This window comes from Bacteroidia bacterium, from assembly GCA_025056095.1.
Taxonomy (GTDB): domain Bacteria; phylum Bacteroidota; class Bacteroidia; order JANWVE01; family JANWVE01; genus JANWVE01.
Genome location: JANWVW010000282.1, coordinates 1 through 3095 on the forward strand (window position 1 = coordinate 1; position 3095 = coordinate 3095).

5 protein-coding genes are annotated in these 3095 nt (G+C 38.3%); 1 reads left to right on the forward strand and 4 read right to left on the reverse strand.

Annotated elements, in window-relative coordinates; genetic code table 11:
* Nucleotides 1–78: 78 nt before the first annotated feature.
* From NZ519_13370 to NZ519_13385, 4 genes are read right to left on the reverse strand one after another with little or no spacing between them, the layout of a single operon-like run.
* Nucleotides 79–351 carry a hypothetical protein gene (locus NZ519_13370; GenBank protein MCS7029743.1) on the reverse strand — a complete coding sequence of 91 codons (273 nt, stop codon included), beginning with the start codon at nt 349–351 and terminating at the stop codon, nt 79–81.
* A gap of 1 nt (nt 352) precedes the next feature.
* The gene (gene lptE, locus NZ519_13375) at nt 353–913 is read right to left on the reverse strand and encodes an LPS assembly lipoprotein LptE (protein MCS7029744.1); all 561 of its coding nucleotides are present in this window, start codon (nt 911–913) and stop codon (nt 353–355) included.
* Nucleotides 864–1850, reverse strand: coding sequence for a ketoacyl-ACP synthase III (locus tag NZ519_13380; protein MCS7029745.1), 987 nt, complete (start codon nt 1848–1850; stop codon nt 864–866). Before NZ519_13380 ends, lptE begins: the two co-directional genes overlap by 50 nt.
* A gap of 30 nt (nt 1851–1880) precedes the next feature.
* Complete coding sequence (locus NZ519_13385; protein MCS7029746.1) at nt 1881–2375, reverse strand: hypothetical protein; 495 nt, start codon at nt 2373–2375, stop codon at nt 1881–1883.
* Nucleotides 2376–2563: 188 nt separating this feature from the next.
* On the opposite strand from NZ519_13385, the gene NZ519_13390 reads away from it, so the two are divergent.
* Complete coding sequence (locus tag NZ519_13390; protein ID MCS7029747.1) at nt 2564–2968, forward strand: DUF4783 domain-containing protein; 405 nt, start codon at nt 2564–2566, stop codon at nt 2966–2968.
* Nucleotides 2969–3095: the final 127 nt, after the last annotated feature.

Consider the following 3095-nt stretch of genomic DNA (forward strand, 5'->3'; position numbering starts at 1 on the left):
GTAGCCCGAAGCACGCCGACCTTGCCCACACAAGCGCAAGCGAAGTGTGGGCAAGGGCACGCCCAAAAAAATAAAAATTCAATGAGTACCTTTTTTGGATTTTTTTAACGAGTCTAATATCTTAGCACACTGCTCACGTTTAACCTGTGCCATGCTATACCTTGGGTCATCTTTGGGAACTTGATCGTAATAATAAAATGCATGCTTGTAGTGTCCTTTCTTAAATAATTCCTCTGCTTTATTGTAATTATCATTATACCTGCGCTCTAAATAGGTATGTATCAAAGCTACTACCACTAATACAATAAAAGCAAACCCCACAATTTTAATCGTGCCTTTTATTTGTTTCATACTACCAATCCCCTAAGGTTTTATTAAAAATGTCTTGTGCAATTTTTTTGTTCAGCTCTGCATTGAGCGTAGATTGTATGTCCACCAAGTTAGCAGTAGAAGGAAAGTCTACAAAGTTAGAGAATTCAAATTCGTAGTTTTTAGTTTCATCGTATTTATGGGTAAAAGTAATTTTGACGTTCATAGTTAAGCGGTTTTGGCTTGCGGTCTGCGAACCTTGAATGGCAATAGGAGTGATATAGTACCGTGTAATTACACCTGAAAAATGAAAATCACCATCTTTATTGACAGATTTGAGAGAAGTTTGGCGTAAAAATGCTTCACGAATAGCTTCGGTAAGCTCAAAATTAAGGGCAGGTACAATGACCTCTGCTTGGTTTTGTATAGTTTCAATAGAAAGCGTTTTGACGCGGCTATCTATCGTTTTGGAAGTAAAAGAATAGCAGCATCCTGTCAAAAATGAAGTTAAACTTAGCTTGATTAAAATGGGAATAGAAAAGAGGAATTGCGTTTTAATACGCCCATTTAACATATACACTGCCCCAAGTGAAACCTCCTCCAAAAGCAGCTAAAATAAGATTATCGCCTTTTTTGAATAAATGTTGGGCTTCAGCCAAGCAAATAGGGATAGTGCCATTAGTAGTATTGCCATATTTTTGAATGTTGACGATTACTTTATCCATACCTATGCCCATTCTGTCCGCTGTAGCTTGAATAATTCTCAAATTAGCTTGGTGAGGGACTAAGTAGGCTATATCTTCGGGCTTAAGTTGATTGCGCTGCATAATTTCTACTGCAACTTCCGCCATTTTGACAACGGCGAATTTGAATACTGTTTGACCTTCTTGATATACGTAGTGTTCTCGGTTTTGAACTGTTTCTATGGTAGCAGGTTTGATGCTTCCCCCTGCTTTTTGATGCAAATGATGTCGCCCTGAACCATCACTATACAAACAGGCGTCTAATATACCGTTACCTTCGGTATTAGCTTCTAGCAGTACTGCGCCCCCACCATCACCAAAAATGATACAAGTATTTCTATCCTGATAGTCAATAATAGAAGACATTTTATCGGCACCTACTACAATTATTTTTTTGTACATGCCTGTTTCTATAAACTTCGCTGCCGTAACTAAGGCATAAATAAAACCTGAACAAGCTGCGTTCAGGTCGTATCCCCAAGCATTTTTAGCGCCTATTTTATCGCAAATAATGTTAGCGGTAGCAGGGAACTGCATATCGGGCGTAACCGTAGCACAAATCAAAAAATCTATTTCTAACGGGTTAATGCCGCGTTTTTCTATCATTTTTTTGATAGCCTGCACAGCTATATCGGAAGTACCTTGCCCTTTTTCTTTAAGAATTCTTCGTTCTAAAATACCTGTACGGGTTCGTATCCACTCATCTGAGGTGTCTACCATTTTTTCAAGCTCTTGATTGGTAAGCACGTAGTCTGGAGTGTATGCCTCGACGGCGGTAATAGCTGCTGTAACTTTCATGTTTTTGTCAATCTGCAAAGATAGGTATTTTTATCTTATTTCAGGGTGGCGTATCATTCCCCCTGTGTGTGCCGCGTCAAAAGCAAAATATAAGCTTGCAGCTAAGATGGCAATGCATATATACATGAGCATACGCGTGCGATAACGTGGAGCAATCCAACCTATACTGCCAGCAATTAGCAGTAAGAACATTAAGTTTCTAAAAAATAGCCCCGATTCCTCATGTTTCTCCATCCATTTTAAGGATTGTTCTGAAAATACAATTTTTTCCTTGTCAGGGCTTTCTTTGGGCTTGCCTTCTATCTCTGCTTGGTTGTATTGTTCTACGCTTTTTTCTGCTTGCTCGCCTGTAATAGCTGCAACAATACCTGAAATCGCAACTACAACTGAAAAAACATAGCACAAAAGGACTAAGTCTCTTGTATGCTTAATAAAAGTATATAACCACAAAAATACTGCAATCAAGCATCCTACCACAGGAAAGTGATTGAGTAAAAGGTGGGGCTGTATGGAAAGAACTATCATACGTAGCAAATATAAGCATTTTTACATTCATTCAAGTATCTTTCAATGTGCAAAAAAATATGTGGGGCAATTGGATTATGTACTGACTAGCCCTTAATTCTTCTGTACTTTGAGTAAGTACAACTTTCAGCAACTGATACATTATCTTGTTATTATGGCATAATTTTCGCTTGTTTTTTATCTAACCCATGAAAATAATACACTACACGCTTTTTTTAGTATTTTGGGGGTTATGCATAGGGACAAAAATATCTTATGCACAGGAAGATACTTTTAGACAAATAGAAACAGCTATTCAGAACGCCGATGCTAATACCATTGCCCAAATGATAAAAGGCACTGCTGATATTACTATCGGTGAGGAGGAAGGTACGTATACTAATACTCAAGCTGCGTTTATTTTGAAATCGTTTTTTGAAAAAAACCCCCCAAAAGCAGCTCGGCTAATTCACAGAGGCACATCCAACAATATGATTTATGCTATTGGAAACTATACCACAACTAACAACTTGACCATGCGTTTGTATATTTTGCTCAAACAGGATTCAGGAAAATACTATATCCAAGAACTGCGGTTGGAAAACAATTCATAAGAAAAAGACTAAGCCTGTTTTTATTTTACGCCACGAATAAGTAAGAAAAGGTTAATTTTTAATTTTTTGGGCGTGCCCTTGTGGGCGTTTCGCTTGCGCTCATGCCCACAAGGTCGGCGTGCTACGG